General features: G+C 50.9%; 14 protein-coding genes. 6 read left to right on the top strand and 8 right to left on the bottom strand.

Going from position 1 to position 19,343, the window contains the following annotated elements; genetic code table 11:
* Positions 1 to 117: 117 nt before the first annotated feature.
* Entirely contained in the window at positions 118 to 1,749 is a 1,632-nt protein-coding gene (locus AB5Y73_RS04285) for a methyl-accepting chemotaxis protein (protein ID WP_118853669.1), read from the bottom strand.
* A gap of 338 nt (positions 1,750 to 2,087) precedes the next feature.
* Here AB5Y73_RS04285 and AB5Y73_RS04280 point away from each other — a divergent pair, with 338 nt between their 5' ends.
* The 6 genes from AB5Y73_RS04280 (at position 2,088) to pseC (ending at position 7,940) form a co-directional block, all read left to right on the top strand.
* Positions 2,088 to 3,020, top strand: coding sequence for a ZIP family metal transporter (locus AB5Y73_RS04280; RefSeq protein WP_047440409.1), 933 nt, complete (start codon positions 2,088 to 2,090; stop codon positions 3,018 to 3,020).
* 169 nt (positions 3,021 to 3,189) lie between these two features.
* Positions 3,190 to 3,882: a 5'-methylthioadenosine/S-adenosylhomocysteine nucleosidase gene (mtnN, locus tag AB5Y73_RS04275; RefSeq protein WP_005361500.1), complete on the top strand. Its 693-nt coding sequence runs from the start codon at positions 3,190 to 3,192 to the stop codon at positions 3,880 to 3,882.
* Positions 3,879 to 4,841 carry a cobalamin biosynthesis protein gene (locus AB5Y73_RS04270; protein ID WP_118853668.1) on the top strand — a complete coding sequence of 321 codons (963 nt, stop codon included), beginning with the start codon at positions 3,879 to 3,881 and terminating at the stop codon, positions 4,839 to 4,841. Before mtnN ends, AB5Y73_RS04270 begins: the two co-directional genes overlap by 4 nt.
* Positions 4,834 to 5,655, top strand: a complete 822-nt coding sequence (locus AB5Y73_RS04265; protein WP_118853667.1) for an ABC transporter substrate-binding protein — start codon at positions 4,834 to 4,836, stop codon at positions 5,653 to 5,655. The genes AB5Y73_RS04270 and AB5Y73_RS04265 overlap by 8 nt, the downstream gene beginning before the upstream one ends.
* 144 nt (positions 5,656 to 5,799) lie before the next feature.
* Positions 5,800 to 6,804 (top strand): UDP-N-acetylglucosamine 4,6-dehydratase (inverting), encoded by a 1,005-nt coding sequence (gene pseB, locus AB5Y73_RS04260; protein ID WP_040067219.1) that lies wholly within the window; start codon positions 5,800 to 5,802, stop codon positions 6,802 to 6,804.
* Positions 6,801 to 7,940 (top strand): UDP-4-amino-4,6-dideoxy-N-acetyl-beta-L-altrosamine transaminase, encoded by a 1,140-nt coding sequence (gene pseC / locus AB5Y73_RS04255; RefSeq protein ID WP_118853666.1) that lies wholly within the window; start codon positions 6,801 to 6,803, stop codon positions 7,938 to 7,940. Before pseB ends, pseC begins: the two co-directional genes overlap by 4 nt.
* A 605-nt stretch (positions 7,941 to 8,545) precedes the next feature.
* Here the strand turns inward: pseC and AB5Y73_RS04250 are convergent.
* The 7 genes from AB5Y73_RS04250 to AB5Y73_RS04220 all read right to left on the bottom strand — a co-directional run bounded on the left by AB5Y73_RS04250 (position 8,546) and on the right by AB5Y73_RS04220 (position 19,211).
* A complete protein-coding gene (locus tag AB5Y73_RS04250) occupies positions 8,546 to 10,909 on the bottom strand; it encodes a carbamoyltransferase C-terminal domain-containing protein (RefSeq protein WP_052447146.1) in 2,364 nt (787 codons plus the stop codon).
* Positions 10,910 to 11,006: 97 nt separating this feature from the next.
* Positions 11,007 to 12,191, bottom strand: a complete 1,185-nt coding sequence (locus AB5Y73_RS04245) for a hypothetical protein (protein WP_052447145.1) — start codon at positions 12,189 to 12,191, stop codon at positions 11,007 to 11,009.
* A gap of 12 nt (positions 12,192 to 12,203) precedes the next feature.
* On the bottom strand, positions 12,204 to 13,469 hold the full coding sequence (locus AB5Y73_RS04240; RefSeq protein WP_236292696.1) for a hypothetical protein: 1,266 nt from the start codon (positions 13,467 to 13,469) through the stop codon (positions 12,204 to 12,206).
* A 25-nt stretch (positions 13,470 to 13,494) separates the two neighbouring features.
* Positions 13,495 to 14,691, bottom strand: coding sequence for a radical SAM protein (locus tag AB5Y73_RS04235; RefSeq protein ID WP_040067213.1), 1,197 nt, complete (start codon positions 14,689 to 14,691; stop codon positions 13,495 to 13,497).
* 121 nt (positions 14,692 to 14,812) lie between these two features.
* Positions 14,813 to 17,086 carry an HAD family hydrolase gene (locus tag AB5Y73_RS04230; protein ID WP_337464700.1) on the bottom strand — a complete coding sequence of 758 codons (2,274 nt, stop codon included), beginning with the start codon at positions 17,084 to 17,086 and terminating at the stop codon, positions 14,813 to 14,815.
* Between the two features lie 5 nt (positions 17,087 to 17,091).
* The gene (glf, locus tag AB5Y73_RS04225; RefSeq protein WP_118853662.1) at positions 17,092 to 18,261 is read right to left on the bottom strand and encodes a UDP-galactopyranose mutase; all 1,170 of its coding nucleotides are present in this window, start codon (positions 18,259 to 18,261) and stop codon (positions 17,092 to 17,094) included.
* Positions 18,258 to 19,211 carry a glycosyltransferase gene (locus tag AB5Y73_RS04220; RefSeq protein WP_040067209.1) on the bottom strand — a complete coding sequence of 318 codons (954 nt, stop codon included), beginning with the start codon at positions 19,209 to 19,211 and terminating at the stop codon, positions 18,258 to 18,260. The genes glf and AB5Y73_RS04220 overlap by 4 nt, the downstream gene beginning before the upstream one ends.
* Positions 19,212 to 19,343: the final 132 nt, after the last annotated feature.

Below are 19,343 nucleotides of genomic sequence, written 5' to 3'. Positions count from 1 at the left end.
CTGGCCTCGTACCCATCGTCAGATAAAAAACACCCGGCACATGGCCGGGTATCGTGAGGGCATGTAAAACGCCCCGACTTTTATGAATGAAGAGGCCGGTGCACGCCAGCCCCTTTATCAGGCGAGGCGGAAACGACCGATGGTCTGCTTCAGACCCACCGCCAGCTGGCTCAGCTCCAGACAGGCACGGGCAGTATGGTCGGCGCCCAGAGCCACCTCGTTGGCGGACTCATTGATCCGCTCGACGTTGCGGCCCAGCTCGTCGGAAACCGCATCCTGCTCGCCGCAGGCGCTGGCAATCTGGATCGCCATGTCGGCAATCTGGGCGACCGCCTCTTCAATCTGCTGGATGCCGTTGCTGGTCTGCTCGCTCTGATCCACACACTGGCGGATCATCTCGCAGCTCTGGCCCGTCACCTCTTTCGCCTGATTGGCACGCGCCTGCAGGGTTTCGATGATGGCCACGATCTCCCCAGTCGAGGCCTGGGTACGACCCGCCAGGGTGCGCACCTCGTCGGCCACCACGGCAAAGCCACGGCCTTGCTCGCCAGCGCGGGCAGCTTCGATGGCCGCATTGAGGGCCAGCAGATTGGTCTGCTCGGCGATGCCGCGGATCACATCCACCACTACGTTGATCTGGGCAGATTCGCGCTCCAGCTCGGTCACCAGCGTACCGGCCTGCTCGATCTCTTCGGCAACCCGGGTGATGGCCACCAGCGAACGCTGCACATCCTGATTGCCGTTGCGGGCCAGCGCATTGGCTGAGCTGGCGGAGCTGGAGGCGGTTTCGGTATTGCCAGCCACATCGGCCACGGTGGCCTTCATCTGGGTCATGGCCGTCGCCACCAGCGAGATCTCCTGCTGCTGGCTCTGAATGCCCCTGGCGGACTGCTCGGAGACGGCGCTCACCTCCTCGATGGCAGTGCCAAGCTGGGTGACCGCAGCCACCACCTCTTCAATCAGACCGCGCAGGTTGTCCTGCATCTTGAGAGAGGCTTTGGCCAGCATGCCCAGCTCGTCGCGGCCGATGTGCTGACGCTCCAGCTGATGGGTCAGATCGCCGGCAGCAATGGCATTGGCCTGAGCCACCACGGCTTGCAGCGGCAGGCAGATCTGGCGGGTCAGGAACCAGGTCATCACCACCATGAACACCAGCAGGGCACCGATGCTCACCATGGCAAAAGTGGTCACCATGCTGACGCTGCCAAGCAGGCTGCCACGGTTCTCTTTGACGAAACCGAGGTTCACCTGGATCAGCGAGTTGACCGCCTGCTCCAGTGCTCCGAAGAGCGGGTTGGAAGCAAACAGCTGGGTTTTGGCCTGCTCGTGCTGACCCTGCACCAGCAGCATATCAAACTCGTTTACCGAACGTTGATAAGTGAGCCACTGTTGTTTGGCTTGGTTAAACACTTGGCGCTCGTTGTCGGCACCCACAGTCGCCTCGTAGGCACGAAATGCCTCGTCAACCTTGCGAATATTCTCCTGAATACGGCCACGACGGGCCTGCAAGTCGGCGGCATCATCTACCATCAGCAGGGCAAACTGGGCCCGACGTACATAAGAGACGTCGTAGAGCAGGGTTTCGACCGACAGGACACTCGGCAGCGTAGAGTCGGTAAAGTTCAGCACCCGATCACGCACACCGCGCAATTCGCTGGAGAGAAAAACACCGAAGAGAACGTTGACTGCGGCAATGACCGCAAAAACCACGGCAATCTTTTTGCCGATGGAGAGATTCTTGTAAAACATAGTGGCGGGTGATCCTCTACTGCTGACAGGCGAATGGAGTGTGGCGATCACGTCCCTATGAGCAAATCCCCGGACCTTCCTGACGGGAAAAAATGCAGAACACTGGGAAGGTAGAGTTCCGCAAAGGCGCGCACTCTAGCACAAAGCGACCACGCCCTCACTTTTCTTTAAAAATTAAAAGCAACTTAACAAAACCAGCAACAGGAGCCGGATCACAAAAAATCTCATATTCACCTGACGCCATTTTCTCGATAACGGCAATCGCCTTGCAGGCATGGACAAGGGACGGCCAAGTGGATGTAATGCCACCATCCACTTTGCACACTCGAGGTCATGCCATGGACCATCTCTCAGCTCTTCCTCCGTTATCCTGGTCACAGCAACTGCGTAGCCAGATGCAAAGCCGCCCGCTCACTGCCCTCGGTCTCTTTATCGCGCTGGCTGCCGTCTTGTTACTGCTGTTGCAGAGTCTCATCATGCTCGCTACCGGAGAGGTGACCAGCGGCGTGCGCTACGGCCTTGTCGGTGGTGCTGCCGGGTTTGCCGCCACCGCCATCGGCGCCCTGCCCGCTCTGTTTCTGCGCTCGGTACCGCAAAAGGTAGAGGACACTATGCTGGGCTTTGCCGCCGGTATGATGCTGGCGGCCAGCGCCTTCTCCCTGCTGCTGCCGGGGCTGGAGGCCGCCGAGGGGATTACCGGCAACGGCTTTAGCGCCGCCGCCGTGGTGGTGGTCGGCATGACCCTCGGGGTGCTGTTGATGCTGGGACTGGACCAGTTCACCCCGCACGAGCATGACAAAACCGGCCCCTGCGGCCCCGGCCATGAGAGCTGCTCCCGGGTCTGGCTGTTCGTCTTTGCCATCGCCCTGCACAACCTGCCGGAGGGGATGGCCATCGGGGTCAGCTTCTCGCAGGGGGATATGTCGGTGGGGCTGCCGCTCACAACCGCCATCGCACTGCAGGATATTCCCGAAGGACTGGCGGTAGCGCTGGCCATGTGCGCTGCCGGTTTTCGCCCCTCTGTCGCCGTGCTGGTTGCCATCGCCAGCGGCCTGCTCGAACCGGTTGGCGCCCTGCTCGGGGTCGGGCTCTCCAGCGGCCTTGCCATCGCCTACCCCATCGGACTGGGGCTCGCCGCCGGCGCCATGCTGTTTGTGGTCTCGCACGAGGTGATCCCTGAGACCCACCGCAACGGTCACCAGACCTATGCCACCCTCGGCCTGATGGCGGGCTTTGCCCTGATGATGACCCTCGACACCGCGCTCGGCTAAAGGCTCTCTCTCCTCTCTCATCAATGCTTTTTGTCACCTGCGGCGCTCCCATATGGAGCGCCGCACTTCATCTCTCCTTTCGCTTGTGCCTCTCGGCGCCGACGCCATCTTTTGTTATGATCTACAGCAACTTAAATTCAGCCACACGGCTATCAAGACGAGGTCAGCAATGAAAGTAGGTATTATCGGCGCCATGGAGCAAGAAGTGGCCCTGCTGCGCAGCCAGATGAGCACCCCCACCACCCTGCAACTGGGCGGCTGCGAGTTCTATCAAGGGATGCTGGCAGGCAAAGAGGTGATCCTGACCCGCTCCGGTATCGGTAAGGTCGCCGCCAGCGTGGCCACCAGCCTGCTGCTGGAAAAATTCGCCCCCGACTGCGTCATCAATACCGGCTCTGCGGGCGGCTTTGCCCAGGATCTGCACATCGGTGATGTTGTGATCGCCAGCGAGATGCGTTTCCACGATGTCGACGTGACCGCCTTTGGTTACGAGATGGGCCAGATGGCGCAGCAACCTGCCGCCTTCCCCTGCGACGAGAAGCTCATCGCGGTCGCTCAGGATTGCATCGCCGAGCAGGGCAAGCACCAGACCAAGGTCGGCCTTATCTGTACCGGCGATCAGTTCATGTGCAAACCGGACGCCATCGCCAAGGCTCGCGCCGACTTCCCGCAGATGCTGGCGGTCGAGATGGAAGGTGCCGCGATCGGTCAGGTGTGCCACATGTTCAAGGTGCCCTATCTGGTGGTGCGTGCCATGTCCGATATCGCCGGCAAGGAACAGGTTGAATCCTTCGATGCCTTCATCGAAGTGGCCGGCAAGCACTCCGCCGAAGTGATTATCAAGATGCTCGGCAAACTGTGATCGAGACCGGCTCGCTTGATTTGATGGCCGACGCCCTCCTCTCGACGACGGCGGCCATTCTGGTAGGTGCTGCCATGCTGGAGGCGGTGATCCCGTGGCCATCCCATCTGCGTCTTTCGGCCGTCACGCCCCTGCTGACCCGGCTGGGGCACAAGGTACACAGACCCGATGGTTCACCCGGCCAGCAAATGCAGGCCGGCCTGTTGGCAATGCTGGTAGTCTGGCTCCCCTGCGCCGCCGGGCTCTGGTCGCTGCGCAATCTGGCCCTGAGCGAGCCGATCTTCGACCTGCTGTTCCTGCTGCTGATGCTCGAATCCCGTCCGCTGCGCGAACTCGCCCATGCCACCCGCTCGCTCGCCACGCAGGAGACCCTGCCGCTGGCGAGATTGCAGTCTGCCCCCTGGCTCAAACGCGAAACCGGCAAACTCTCGGCCATGGGGCTCGCCAAAGCGGTGACGGAGAGCTGCGCCCTGCGTCTGATCGGCCAATGGGCTGGCCCGCTGCTGGGATTTGCCCTGGCTGGCGTACAGGGCGCCCTGCTCTGGCGACTGGTGCAGCTGATGAATCAGAGCTGGAGTCGCAAAGATCCCGCCTTCGACCACTTTGGTTGCGCCGCCAGCGCCCTCTATCAGGGGCTCAATGCCCCCACCATCCTGCTGCTGGGGCTGCCACTCCTGTTGCCACGGCTCAAGCAGGCCACTCAACTGCTGCGAAGTGGTGCGATCTGGCCCTATCCCGCCATGGGGATGCTGCTCACTCTGCTAGTAGATAAGTGCCGGACCCGCCTTGGCGGCCCTCGCTACTATCAGGGAACCTTGCAACGCTGGCCGATACTTGGTAGCGGTGATGACCCCGATGGTGAGTCACCGCGCAAGGTGCTCAATATTCTGCAAGGAATTGGCTGGGGCTGGTGGATGCTGGCGCTGCTTGTCACGGTGGCGGGGTTACTTCATGGTTAGATGGTTGCGATTGCCGCTCTGGCTGCCCTGCGTACTGATTGCCTGGTTGCCCGGTGCCCTGCAGGCCGCAACGCCGACCCGGGTGGTGAGCATAGTACCCCATCTTACCGAGCTGCTTTATGACATCGGCGCCGGTGACAAGCTAGTGGCCATCGACGATGCCTCAGACTATCCCCCCGAGGTCAAAACCAAGCCAAAGGTGGCAAATTATCGCAGCATTAACGTCGAGGCAGTACTGGCGCAAAAGCCGGACCTCATTCTCGGCTGGCGCTCGGCTCAATCACGGATGCTGGCCCCGTTGGAGCAGCTCGGGATCCCTGTTTTCTACTCTGAGCCTACCGATTTTGCCTCGCTGGCGACCGAGATGCGGGCGCTGGGCAAATTACTGGGGGTGGAAAAGAGCGCCAACGAAGCCGCCGATCGCTATCTGGCACGCCTGCATTCCCTGCAACAGCGCTATGGCCAACCAACCGGCGTCAAAGTGTTCTACCAGCTCTGGTACCCGCCACTCACCAGCGTGAGCGGTAACGCCTGGCCTGCGCAGGCCATCGAACTCTGCGGCGGGATCAACATCATGGCGAATGCCAAGACCCCCTATCCTCAAGTTGACATGGAACAGGTGATCAGGGCCAACCCCACTCTGATCCTGGCCGGGAGTCAAGATCCTGACGCCCTGCGTCACTGGCAGCAGTGGCCAAACCTTGATGCGGTGAAACATCACCGACTGATGCTGGTCAACTCCGATGAGCTGCACCGATTCACCCCAAGAGCCCTCAATGCGGTGGAGGATATATGCAGAGCGATCAGAAAGTAACAAAAGCCAAAGAGACCAAGACCTGAGTAATACCCTTGGCTTTAAAACCGTTTTTATGAATTGATCACACTCTTTACAGAAAAAGCTGGTACTTTATTTGCTAGCATATGATTCATCTACTGTTTTTGAGACGAGATGCCCACAATGTTCAACGATAAAACGCTACTCATCACAGGTGGCACTGGCTCGTTTGGCCAGCGATTGGTCAAGACAGTACTGGAACGTTATAAACCCAAACGCCTTATCATCTATTCTCGCGACGAGCTGAAGCAGTTCGAGATGCAGCAAGAGTTCAACGACCCCTGCATGCGTTATTTCATTGGGGATGTCAGAGACGCCAACCGCCTTACCATGGCAATGCGCGGTGTGGATTACGTGGTTCATGCAGCAGCACTGAAACAGGTTCCTGCAGCTGAATACAACCCCATGGAGTGCATCAAAACCAATATCCATGGTGCTGAGAATGTCATCCAGGCAGCCTTGCTCAATCAAGTCAAAAAAGTTATCGCCCTCTCAACTGACAAAGCCGCCAACCCGATCAATCTCTATGGCGCCACCAAGCTGGCATCAGACAAACTCTTCGTGGCGGCCAACAACATTGCGGGTCAAGACCCAACCCGTTTTGCAGTCGTTCGGTATGGCAACGTTGTTGGTTCCCGCGGTTCTGTTGTTCCCTTCTTCCAAAAGCTGATTGATCAGGGTATTGATGCCTTGCCGATTACCCATGCAGAGATGACTCGCTTCTGGATCACCTTGCAACAAGGGGTGGATTTCGTTCTTGATAATTTTGGACGGATGAAGGGGGGGGAAATATTCGTTCCCAAATTGCCATCTGTTCGCATCACAGATTTGGCCAGTGCGATGGCACCGAACCTGCCACACAAGATCATCGGCATTCGTCCGGGAGAGAAGCTCCATGAAGTGATGTGCCCTGCCGATGACTCTTATCACACCTTTGAATTTGATGACTTCTTCGTGATCGGCCCAACAATCAACTTCAATAATCGCAACAACGACTTCTCCAAGACAGCTGCGGGCGAAAAAGGAAAGATGGTCGAGCAGGGATTTGAATACAACTCTCAAAGCAACCCTGACTTTTTCTCCATTGAACAGCTACAGAAGATGAACCAGAGCAAGGTAGCAGAATGATCCCCTACGGCCATCAATCTATCAGCCAGGCAGATATCGATGCTGTCGTGGAAGTTCTCAAGTCCGACTTCCTGACCCAAGGGCCGGTCGTTCCCCGCTTCGAGCAAGCGGTTGCCGACTACTGTGGAGCTAAATTCGGGGTGGCAGTCAATTCAGGTACTGCAGCACTCCATATCGCCTGTCTGGCGCTGGGCGTTGGCCCCGGCGACTGGGTCTGGACATCCCCCATCAGCTTCGTTGCATCCGCCAACTGTGCTCTCTATTGCGGTGCACAAGTCGACTTCGTCGACATTGAGCCAGATACCGGCAACATGTGCGCTGTGGAGCTGGAGAGGAAACTGATTGCTGCCAAGGCGGAAGGAAAACTCCCCAAGGTGGTCATACCGGTGCACTTTGCCGGCCTCCCCTGCGATATGAAAGAGATCCATCGGTTGGGGCAAGAGTATGGCTTTCGGATCATCGAGGATGCCTGTCACGCCTTGGGGGCTCGCTATCACAATGAACCCACCGGCAACGGCCGCTACAGCGACATCACCGTCTTCAGCTTCCACCCGGTGAAGATCATCACCACCGGCGAAGGGGGTATGGCGATGACCAACGACCCTGCACTTGCCAAGACCATGCGGCTGCTTCGCAGCCACGGCATCACCCGGGAACCGGAAGACTTTATCAACGAACCGGACGGCCCTTGGTACTACGAGCAGCAGATGCTGGGTTTCAACTACCGGATGACCGATATCCAAGCTGCGTTGGGGTTGAGCCAGATGGAGAATCTGGAGAACTGGATAGCCAAACGTGGCGAGATTGCCCGTCGTTACTTCGAAATATTGTCCCCTGAACGCTTGCCCCGTTATTTTAGTACTGAGCGGCGCAGTGCATTTCACCTGTATGTACACCATGTAGCCCCCGAACAGCGCAGTGACATGTTCCAGCGACTACGCGATCATGGCATTGGGGCCAACGTGCACTACATCCCTATTTATCACCACCCAATGCACCAGACTGTAGGTTGTGTACGATATTTCGCTCAAGCGGAAAGGTTTTATACCGGAGCCATCACCCTGCCGTTATACCCAACATTGCCAATCCTTAGTCATCATAAAATTTTTGAATCTCTTTCCAATGAATGCTCTTGATGTTCTCAGACCCACCAGATTGCTATGCTAGAAAAATTGAGGATAAATCTTTAGTGAGACATTTTGGAAGCGATATTCACATGAACCAGACCACTATTGAAAGTGGCAGCGGCAGACTCCCCTCATTAATCACATCAGCCGCCCAATAGGCGTTATCCAACCCATAAGGACTGTTCAATTTACTTGCTGGCGAATAAACCTATGAGCTTGTTCATGAACATTACGCCAGCCAAGATATCTCGCGCAATTGGGCGTTGTAAATCTGCCAACTAAGCTTCAGCCCAATGAGTTGCTTGAAACGTGTCGGAGGATAATAAAGTTTGTATAAAAATTCCGCCAAAATCAGACGGGTAATGATCCGAAATTCTGATCGTTTTTCATGAAGAAAAACGCAGAGGTGGTTGAAAATTTAATAATAAAGTTTGATAAAACTATGCGTTCATACAGGCCCCTTTCCACGTCAAAGAGGGGCCTGCTTATCTCTCGTTTCGATTATTTGGCAGCAGACAGGTTTTCAGATACCTGCTGGCACTGTTCGGCAAGCTCACGAATTATGTTTTCGTTGTAAGAATCCAAATCCCCCAACTCCGCCGACATATCGCACGTCACTTCACAGATGAGGTCATCATCGTAATAATGTCTGAAATACCAAACATCACGATCTGTTCTGTCGGCAACAACTTTTTTATCCTAGCTTTAAGCTCCGACTCAAAGGCCTCAGATGCAATAATAAAATGGCGTTCACCTTCGGCAATAGCTTGTTCGAGGGTTTTTACCGGTACTGAGAATCCTTGCATAGATTCAGCCTGTTTATCCACCAAACAACTAATCTGCATGCGGTTACGCAATGCATTTAGAAATACAATGCCGATCTCACCTGCACCAACAATACAGAATGCAGGATAAGGCATCGCCACCAGATGCCGATGGAGTACCGATGCCATACGACGCCATTTCATACGCCGCTCTTGTGCGTCGAGATCAGATTCTGACGCACTGACAGACCCCGTGTCAGAAGACCAAAACAACTGCCGACACCAACTCTGCTGGCAATAACGCTGTTTGCGTAATTCCAAGAATGCCGAGCGGGATAGTTTAATCCTAGCGGAAAGGTTATCAGTTTTACTAACCAGATAATCGCCTATGGCCAAATAATCAATATCAGTGTACAAAAAACACTCTATTGCATCTTGGGGTGATTCTACGATCGTTTCACCATTAACATTGAACGAGGTATTTATTACGACAGGTACACCAGTTATTTTTTTAAACTCTTCTATAATGTCATAAAATCCGGGGTTTTTGCTCTTATGAACGGCTTGCACTCTCGCAGTACCATCATTATGCACGACAGCAGGAATAATATCTTGCTTATCTGCCTTAACCTGCGGAATGATCAGCATAAATTCAGCATCATCCTCAGCATAGAAATAATCTTTTATATCCTCAGCCAAACAGGCAGGAGCAAAAGGTCTGAATCGTTCACGATGCTTTATTCTTGAATTAATAACATCCTTCATTTCCTGGTGTAGTGGACTCGCCATGATACTTCTATGCCCTAATGCTCTAGGTCCAAACTCAGATCGGCCTTCATATCTAGCAACAACTTTCCCTTCCGATAGTAAGGTCGCAATTTTAGCAGATATATTTTTCTCTCGAGTATAAATCAACCCTTTATCATCCAGAGCTAGCCTTATCTCTTCATCTGAACGTTCCACACCAAGGAACATATTTTGCAATCGACCAAACTTCGGATTTTCAGACTTGGAAGCCACCACACTGAATGCAGCACCAATAGCCGTCCCATCATCAGATGAAGCAGGCTGAATATAAATACTAGAAAAACCTGCCTCTTTCAAAATACGAGAATTCATTAAGCCATTAAGGCCGACACCACCAGCGATACAAATTTTGTCGACATGAGGATAGATACGCTTTAGATATTTGGCCATATAGACCCCACAGTCTTCAACGAATGCCTGTAGGCTTGCGGCAATATCAAAATGCCGTTGTTCGAACTCGTCATCGTGATGACGCCGCCCACCCAATAACTGTTCAAGAAGTGGTGTAAATGCGTACCATTGTTCTCCGGGAGCGCCAGGCACCTCATCTCTAGACATCAGATCTCCAGGAATAAATTCAAAGACTCCATCCTCTGTCACTCTGCCCAATTTTTTAAAAAGCGGCAGATACTTGCGTTCGCCATAAGCAGCCATTCCCATTACTTTATATTCGTCACCAAACCAATCAAAACCTAAATATTGGGTCACCATGCTATAAAGAAGACCGATACTGTTAGGCCAGCAACTTTTCGAGATAACTGAAATATCATGGCCACACCCTAAACCTAGGGTAACCGTATCATGCTCACCGTAACCATCAATCGTCATGATAGCAGACTCTGAATAACCAGAGCAGAAGAAAGCGCTGGCCGCATGACAGGTATGATGAGCCACTGGAATGACTTGGCATGCCGGAAACATAGCCGCAATATTATTAAGTATTTGTCGCGTATAAAGATAACGATTCAGAGACCACTTTATATATCGAAGCAGGTCTTGTGATACATCGCTATGAATCCCTAGGCGAATAATTAACTCTTGCAAAAAATTAAGCGGGTACATCCCTTGCCGACATACCCGCATTTCAGGCAATACAGCCAAAATATTATCCTTAAGCAGGGATGACTGTTCACGAACACAACAGCTGTCAATGTAGTTGAATAACTTATCGGTTACATATAGCTCAGGATCATGATTTAATGCTATATATCTCAAATCCCCAAGCGCATGCTGTTTGATCAAATCTATAATTGTATTGATAGACATGATAGGAAAAGCCCCATCATGCTTTATATTGGAAAAACGCTCCTCGGTTAAGCAATACAGAACGTCACCATCCATATTGACCAGCGATACGGCTGAATCATGCCCAAAATAATTAATACCAAGAACAAGTTCTTTCATCATTATAGTCCCCTAATAATATGGGTTTTATTTATGCCAGATCGCTGGTGTAAAAATGGCGCACCAGAATTCACGATGCACCAAGGTTACTTTACGCCAATTATAAAATAATGCCCATTCGCGGATCAGGCACGTGACCACACATCATTCGGTATCCATCCGTCAGGAAATATCTTGGTGGATGGTAATACTCCAGCAGTTCATCGGTTACCAAGAATTGTTCATCGATTTTATCCTTTCTCACAAAGATGGCATTGGTGCCATTGAGATTACAGCCAACCAGTTGATAATTTTTTTTGTCACCCAATTCAGCCAGTGCAGCCAGACTGGCCCCTTGATAATCTGTCAAATTCCAGATGTGATTCTTGTTATATTCTATTGACCATTTCATGGGAGGAGGGAATTTGGCGTTATACTCAATTACAACAACCCAAGGTTGCACAATATCAATTTTTTCCCAGACATAGTAATCATTACCATCAATATCAATACATAGCATGCCTATGTCACCATTGAAATGGTTACCAATCAATTGGTTGATATTATCTTTGTCGATGAACTGATGTTCAAAATATAACATTCCATCAGCAATTTGTTTGGCAAAACGCTCTTTTATCAAGGCAGCATTAGTATTACTTCCTTCAATCCATAAACCTTGCCAGCCTTGTTTTAAAAGTAATAATGAATTATTTTCCAAGCCATCACCGACACCAAACTCGACAAATGTATGTGGCAAGGTGGCCCCCAATCTACGAAATACCTCAGCTAACATACCGTCTTCATCATGCTGTGAGTAACATTTATAGCCAAAGGGCTCTAAGCGTCGTTTATCCTTGTATTTGTCATCAGCCAACAATGCACGAATCTCTGATGAACATAACAAGGCATTGACTTTATCAATATACGCTGCCGTTCTATCTTCCTTCCCGGCTTCAAAAAACTCTGACAAATCAACTAATTTTATATTCTTTGCTAAACAGTCAGCGAAAAAATCACTCATGATTTCATTATGGTATGAGAGCGAACAGATCAGAATGTATTCAGGCTTAGCTTGAAAAATGGATGCTCGGCTATACGTAGTGACATTAAGTACGGCATCGAAACCATCGCTGCATGATTTATCTGCAATGCCGATTAGATTACATTCTTTAAATACATTCTTTTGTATCAACTCTTTAGTCATGGCCCCTGCTGGATACAATAAAACTCGGTCTTGCGAACGAATTAGCTCCGGCAATAAACTGAATATTTTTTTGTATACACAATCATGAATAAAAGATGTCATATATACTCCGTGTTATTTTGTCTTTATCAGGGTATGCATTTCACGAATCAGCTCATCACAAACATGTTCTTGTGTAGCGGAAATACGTCTGTGCTGCCAGTTTGGATAATCCAGATGCCAATTCTCGCCATCATTGGGTACCCAAACAACGGTTTTGACACCATAACCTGCTGCTATATGTGCACTGGCTGAACGCGGTGTCATGACCAGTGCTGCATGACGGATAATTTTTAGCATATTCATTTCATCACCGATATAAGAGGCAATTGCTCCTGCAGTGACAAGTTCCTGATTGAATCGTAGCTTATCTTCGTCTGAGACATTATCTGTCGAGTTATTGGTAATATAATTCCCTGTCAAAACAACAGGTAAAGGGGCGCTCTTTATGATTCTTTTTATATTATCCAAGGAAAGATTCGGACTTGCCCAATTAGCCGTAGGCTGTAATGCAATATAACTATCGGGCATTAATCCGGCACAAGGTGGTACCGCGGGCAACTCCAGCCCAGGATTAGAATAAAAATTAATACCTAAACCAAGGTAATAACAGCCTAAATAATTTGCTGCTGGCGATGAATCCTTTTCTCTATGAAACAGCGCATAATTTTCCGGCAAAGGATAGGCCCCAGAGCCCAACTTCAAAAGTTCATCACTATAGGCTGAAACAATTTCAGGTAAGGTATTGTAATAAACCGACAGATTGGGATTACGGCGTGCAAATTCACGAGCAGCACTCAGTGCACACAATTTATCACCTAACCCCCAACCTGTCTCAATTACAATTTCGACGGCCATCACATCTGTATCGGTAATTGTTGCTGGCACATCGATACAACCAGGTCGTAATTGGCTTATTTTCCTGCAGTCCAGAAATTCAGCTAATTCCTGCCTAAATGCAGTATGCTCATAACCTTCACAAAGATCAACCAATTCAAAATTTAACGCCTCTGCGACTGTACGCAGGGCTACCACAATTTCATTGTGGTAGCGGGTATTGGCTACGACAACAATATCCGGTTTCAACTCGGTGAGACTGTCATAGCTATAAGCAAAAATACCATTACCTGTTTTGCCAATTTTTTTATTATTTTTATCCAAGGCACCAAGGACTGTGAAATGACAGAAATAGCCACGATACACCAGATTAAATACCAGTTCACAATGTGGTGCAAATACAATACGTTTACCCTGATTTTTTAATGGTGCAAGATATTTTTGATAGTTATCAAGCACCACAGAGGGAATAGGAGCAAGATAGCTCTGCATACAAAAAGGCATAAAGTACTCCTGCTATCATACCAGATTATAGAAATTCACCGAGAACTACTATCTCAATATTTTCTTCACGCCAATGTTTCTGTTGGAAGTATATTTCCGTACTGTAGGCTGGAGAGAAAATTAGTATCGCATCCGGCTTGATCCTTTCAATTTCTGAGTACGGGAGGACTGGAATATTAACAGGGGGTACTTTCCCTTCCGGATTAATATCGCAAAAAGCCGCTACATTCAGGTTCCGTAGTTGTGTTTTTTCGTACAAATCAAACATGGCCTTGCTGGCGGCAGCAAGCACAACCGTCTTCCCCTCTTCAATCCAACGTAAAGCATGGGCATTGACCTGTTCTCTCAACCCCATAATATTATCGCTGATAGGACCAGTGCATTTATCACACAGCGACAACACTCCTTCTTCGCCCTTATATAATTGTTGCTGCATTTTTTTATGTCGCTCACCCAGCCAGATATCAGCTAGTGATTCATCACGCACATCACCTATAATCTGCTCTCCGTCAGCATCCCAACAGCAGGGTACACACTCGCCAGTCCATAACACACACAGCTCCGAACGAATCTTAAAGCAAGTCCGTTTATGATTAAATTCGTCATCCAATGCTACAATAGTAATATCTCCACCTTTAGGATGCTTGTCCGTACGTTTTTCTATAAATCGAACATTATCATGTTGGCCAAAGTGGTCCATCATAATGGTCAAATCTTCATCCATATTATGCGCAGTACGTAAAAACTGTATCGTAATTACGGTATCAGAATTCCTGCGGTCACGTTCGGCGATGAACTTTTCAATATTACCTTTTACTTTTTCAAAATGATTATTGTTTCTTATTTTTTTATAAGCATCTGGATCCATAGTGTCAATACAACATAGTACATTTCCACCATACTCCAACAATATATCAATCTTGTCATCATTCAATAAAATTGCATTAGTAGAAACATTTCCTGGGCCATAACCATGGGCCTTGAAATATTGTAGAGCATCACGCAATTTAGGATAAATTAAGGTATCCCCAAAATGATGTAACCAATGGATCGGCATTTTATATTCACGGGATTGATCGACAACTTTTTTGAAAAGATCCAAGTCCATGTGTCCTATAGGTCTATTCAGACCTGCTGAACGCGCGCACATGGTACAATCTATATTGCAATAATTAGTCAGTTCAACCTGAAACAACCCAGGTGCCTTAATTGAATTAGTCATTTTAACTCCTTTTAGTGCACGACTAAAACAGTCATAACACTATAATAATTTGATATTATGAATACGAAAACATCACTATTTTCAATTCATTGATTCACTTTTTTATAAAACACCGACATTACTATCTGAAGACAATAATATTAGTGCCAGCGGTTTTATCATTGTACTGCAGCCGGATCTCGGCACTTATTTCGCTTGCAAAGGCCCGTGACGCGACCGTAAAACAGTCCACATCCCGTCTTTTGGCCTCTGCCAACGTGATTACTTGATGTTCACCCAATCGAATACAACTATTCAAGGCCCGACGATCAATCACGCAGCAAATATTGATACCATGTGCAGTAAGGAACTCATACACTTTCAATCCCAATTCACCAGCACCATATAACGCCGTTTTGGTAATACCTGACTGTCGTAACTTCTGTAACAACAACGGTGCAACCTTCTCATCATCCTGATAGGTAGCCAACTCACCGCACTGCTGTAATTGGTCAGGGAAAGCCAGAGCTACCAGTCCAGGATACCAAACCGTATTACGTAGAATCGGATCTGTGCCATCCAATAACAACTGATATGCCTGCTCACCGCTGCATACTCGTTCTTTAAGCCCGATCACGCGGCTATGTGGCAACAGTGGCAGGCTGCATCCCGGCGCCATTGGCAACGATAAATTGGCCAACTCACGCGCTTCATGCCACATAGGATAAAGAATCAGACGATAGAGAATTCCCACCAGATAGTGACGCTCGGCGAGTGACGGCCCTTCCTCCATCCAGCCAGCTGCAGATGCTTGCTCACCCCATCTCAGCAGGATGCCAACAAACGCCTCGCGCGATTGCCGACCGAGGATCGCATCATCAGATTGTGCAACTGGTTTGGTCGTGATCTGGCCATCATTCGTTATCTGATAGCATCGGGTCGAGCTGAGCGCACCATTGAGCAAGATCTCGCTTATTTCAGGATAGGCAGCTAATTGCTGAGCCCATGCTTGGCATGATGCGGGCTGAAATATCTGCAGTTTTTGGCTTAGCGCTACCCGGCTCGCACGCTGACTGGCATAGAACATGAAATAGGTGACATCATCTAGCCCTACCAGCTGATGGAGATTTTGCAACAGGCTGCCACCACATCCCCAATCGAGTATGGCGATCTCAGGGGCGTTTGTTACCCCCTGTTGCACCAGGTATTGCAGCAGCCACTGCCGCTGTTGCTGCAAGTGGGCAACGATCTGCGGCTGGACAGTCTCCAACCAGCTCAGCACCTCAAGCCAGAGTGGAGTTTGTACCAGCGCAGACAAGGTACAGAGCCGGTGCTGGAACCACACCGGTGAACACTCAAGCCCCAAATCCTCAAGCAATTCGGCCAGTGTATAGCCGCGACGCTGACAGAGAGGATGCAACAGCTCCAGCGACCACTCTCGGCTGGGTAGAAAGCTGGAACGACGGGAGACCGCCAGCGTCTTGACAGTTAGCGTGTGTCCGGGAATTTGTGCCACGAGACGTGCGATAACATCACCTTCGCGCAGCAGACAGAACAGCGTGGTGATCCCCTGTTGCTGACAACGCACAATGAGCCAGCGTGCAAAAGCGTAGAGAACCGGCGCATAGACATGACTGGCTATTCCAGAACTGGCCGAGCCATCACTCAGCCAGCGCCATTGCCGCCGCAACCGCTCCAATCCAGGGATGGCAAGAGGAAACAGACGCTGCTCGTACTTCAATTGCGCGAGGTAATCATCCCCTAACCCAACATAACAGGCGCTTAACCCGGAGGCCTTTGCCATCTGCAGGTCGGTAATTTTGTCGTCCCCAATGTGCAAAACCGATGCGGGCGACCATTGCTGCTCGGCCAGCAGGCGCTGATACAGACCCCCATCCTGTTTGCTGGCACGATATTCGCCAGAAACATAGATCCTATGCAGCAACAGCTGCGGAGCCTTGGTACTGAAGAAGCGCTGCAACAGGCTGGCAGGCAGATACATATCGGAAAGCAGCACGATCGGTAGGCCGCGCTGTTGCTGGCTGGCCAGCCAATCGACCAGTACCGGATTAAGCCACCAGTTGTCGTATTCCAGCTGCTGCTCCAGCTGGGCCAACTGCTCCCCCTGCGCGCTGGACCAGCAAGCATAGATGTGCTCTAGCCGCACCTCTCTGTGACCTTCTCGCTGCATCATCTGACGCCGCGCCATTGATTCAGCCTCTTTACGATATTCAACAAAGGCTTCGGGATCGTCATTGCACAGAATACCCAACTGGTAAGCTTGTAATGCCAGCTGTTGCCAGAATTGCTCGACGGTTCCGGCATGACGGAAGATCAAGGTATCAAATACATCACATGAAATGGCACGGATCGGCTGCGCTTGCAGAGCTCCATCCAATTTCGATAGATAATTCATCACGCTTATCTCCCTGTCATCGGCTTAGCCAGGTGTCGAAAGTGTTGCAGCGCATTCTCGACGGCATCATCCATATCAAAATAGCGATACTCGGCCAGGCGGCCCAAAGCTATCAGTTGCGGGAACTGTGCCAATTCATCGCGGCAAGCCTGATAATGCTGCTTAGCTGAGTCGGTAAACAGCGGGTAGTAAGGCTCTCCCCCCTGCTCAGGCTTATAGTCACAGGGATATTCGTACACGATACTGGTGCCGGGATGCTGTTGCCCGCTGAAATGCTTGAATTCGGTTATCCGAGTGAAGGTTTCTTCATTCGGATAATTGACGGTGGTGACAGGTTGAAATTGCTCTTGCGCCAGATGGCGATGTTCAAAACGCAGCGAGCGGTATGGCAGGCAATTCCCTTCTGCCGACATCAACTGATCCAGCATACCGGTATAGATCAGTGGACCGTCGAAAGGCACACCATCCAACATCACCTGCTTCTGCTGCCAATCCAATCTGACACGCTGCACCATGGGGGTAGACAGCCGCACGTCAATCAGCGGGTGTGCGAGCATGCGCTCAAACATGGCGGTATAACCTTCAGTCGGCACCGCCTGCCAGGAATCGGTGAAGTAGCGATCATCCCGACCCACCACCACAGGCACTCGCGCCGTCACCTCGGGGGAGATCTGCTCGGGCGATACCCCCCACTGTTTACTGGTGTAGTTGACGAAGGCTTTCTGATAGATGAAATCTGCCAATTCACCCAGCAGGGGATGCGCCTCTTTGCGCAGTTCCAGAATAGGCACTCTGGCACCATCACCAAACCGGGTACGCAGGGCCTCAATCATGGCGGCGGCTTTGTCGGTCTGAAAGCAACGTTCGATGCTGGTCAGGTTGAACGGGATCGGCACCAGCTGCCCGTCGATGCGTGACAACACACGATGCTCATAAGGCAGCCACTCGGTAAACTGCGAGAGGTAATCCCAGACTTCCTTGTTATCGGTATGGAAGAGGTGCGGTCCATAGCGATGGATCAACACCCCATGCTCGTCATACTCGTCAAAGCAGTTGCCACCGATATGATCGCGCTGCTCCAGCACAAGTACCTTCCAACCGAGCTGGCTGGCCATTCGTTCAGCCATGACGGTACCGGATAGGCCAGCACCGATGACAATCGCCTGATAGCTCATTGAGAAACCCCGAAAAGCAGTTGAGCCACAATGTTGGGTCGAGCACGATTCTCCCAGGCCAATTGATGCCGCTCATCGAAGAACCAGCCATCCACCACGGATTCATTGATGAAGCATTCGAAACGCGCTACATCACCCTGTTTGAGAAAATAGAGTGCCGTCGCGAAACGGTAGTGCGCCTTGCCTGCCGCGATAACCGATTCGGATATCCCAAATGGACGCGCGTTGTCACAGGCTCTGAGTTGATCAGCCAGCACCTGGTCACGCCGTTCTGACGAACGCTTGGTTTGTCCCCCAAAGCTGTGAGAGTGGATCCGGTAACGGCCATATACCACTGGAATAAAATCGACACTGCCCTTGCCATAAAGAGCATTGAGAATATGCCAGGGGTGATCGAGGATAATTCGACACCCTTCGTCGACCGCCTCCTGTAAATGGCCATGACGGCGGAATGCAATCGAGCTGGCATTCGGGAAACAACCATAGCGGATCAAATGCTCGGCTTGTGCTTGCTGCGGGATATAACGAGCGTTGTAGTAATCGCGCGAATAGTGAGAAGTCACTTCGTTACTATCAGAATCAAACACCTCAGCTTCGTGGTAGCAAAGCGTGCAGCTAGTGTGCGAATCAAGATAATCGGCCTGGCTCTGCAGCTTGCCCGGCAGAGCCAGATCATCCCCGTCGACATAGGCGATGTATTCACCGGTAGCCTCTCTCAGCAAGCGTTTCTGGGTCTTGGCCAACCCCATATTCTGCGAGTTCTGTAGTGCCTTGAGTTGCGGCCACTGCCGTGCCAGCCGCTGCATGATGGACCAGGAGTCATCGCTCGAGCCGTCATCAATGGCAATGACCTCAAAATCGAAATTGGTTTGCTGTTCCAGCAAACTAAGCAGACAGGGCTCGATAAAGCGCCCGAGGTTATACACCGGCACCAGTACGCTGACTTTCATAGAGAATCCAGAAGTAGAGTAAAAAAGAAGCGAATTGGAGAAAATGGACAAGGCTACCGCACGGTCTCTGTCAACCCTTCCTGCCCTTCATGGCAATTTTTACTGCAAGAGCCGTGCCTGACCAAGCTAATT

It is taken from the genome of Aeromonas sp. s7(2024) (assembly GCF_040907825.1).
GTDB classification, from domain to species: Bacteria; Pseudomonadota; Gammaproteobacteria; order Enterobacterales; family Aeromonadaceae; genus Aeromonas; species Aeromonas veronii.
The sequence above is the reverse complement of the archived record's forward strand: the minus strand, read 5'-3'. Positions and strand labels throughout refer to the sequence as shown.